Raw genomic sequence first — 1,070 nt, forward strand, 5'->3', positions numbered from 1 at the left:
GACGCCGACAGCGGCGCGCCCGGGGCGTCGAAGTCGGTCGGCCGCTCGTCGGCCCGGCGGGGCCGGTAGTGGTCGGCCGCCGCGCGGCGGGTGATCGCGGCGAGCCATCCGTACGCGTGGTCGTCATCCGCCTGGAGCGTCGGCAGCCAGGCCGCCACGCGGAGCCACGTCTCGGAAGCCACGTCCTCGGCCGCGTGCCGGTCCCGCGTCCTCGTCACCGCGAGCGCGACGAGGCGCTGGTTGTACCGCCGGAACAACCGGTCCAGGCGAACCGCCGTGTCGGCGGAGAGGGGCGGCGGGCCCTGGGGGTGGGGCTGATCGATACGATCCGTCACGGGATCGCCCTCCTATGCACGTAGGGGGTCGGTCTGACAAGCCGCAGCCGGATGTGTCCGCATTCGGCTGCGGTCTACGTTCTAGAACGTGAGGTTAGCCAGCATTCTAGAACGTCCGCAAGTCCCAGGGGTGGAATGCTCCGCGTTCTAGTACACTGCGCGGTAGGCAGCACCCGACAGAGAGGCTTGGATCATGACTCCGGAAGTCGCACGAAAGCCCCCATACGTGCAGATCACCGACCATTACCGGCGGGAGATCAGCGACGGGGACCTGCCCGAAGGCGCCAAGCTCCCGACCGTGGTGGAGATCTCGAAGACGTGGGGGGTTGCCCACGCGACGGCAGCCAAAGCCATTGCCCAGCTCCAGGTCGAGGGACTGATCTCCACCAGCCCCCGCGGCAGCTTCGTTGCCGGTAAGGCCGCGCGAGCACTCAGCCCGCACGACAGGCTGAGCCGTCTCCGGCGGACTGGAGACGGAACCACCGTGAACGAGCAGCACGAGGTGACGGCAGCGGAGGTAATCGACGCTCCGGCCTACGTCGCTGACCTGCTGGACCTGGACCCGGGCGCTCAGGTGATACGGCGCGAGTACATCACCAGCGGAACCGACGCGAGCGGTCCGCGGTCCCTGAGCGTCACGTGGTATCCCGCCCGCCTGGCGGACGCCGTGCCCACGCTGCTGAGCACGGACGCCGCCCACGTCGGCACCGTTCTGGCCGACGTTCAGGCCGCTGT

Annotated in this window: 2 protein-coding genes; one reads left to right on the forward strand and one right to left on the reverse strand. The window is 69.4% G+C overall.

Annotated elements, in window-relative coordinates:
- A partial coding sequence (locus tag D7231_RS35640; RefSeq protein ID WP_147449924.1) for an RNA polymerase sigma factor occupies positions 1-335 on the reverse strand: 335 nt, incomplete at its 3' end.
- Positions 336-561: 226 nt separating this feature from the next.
- Between D7231_RS35640 and D7231_RS35645 the strand changes: the two genes are divergently transcribed.
- Positions 562-1,070 (forward strand): GntR family transcriptional regulator (locus D7231_RS35645; RefSeq protein WP_120760540.1); only part of this gene is annotated, 509 nt, incomplete at its 3' end.

The organism is Streptomyces klenkii (genome assembly GCF_003626645.1).
GTDB classification, from domain to species: domain Bacteria; phylum Actinomycetota; class Actinomycetes; order Streptomycetales; family Streptomycetaceae; genus Streptomyces; species Streptomyces klenkii.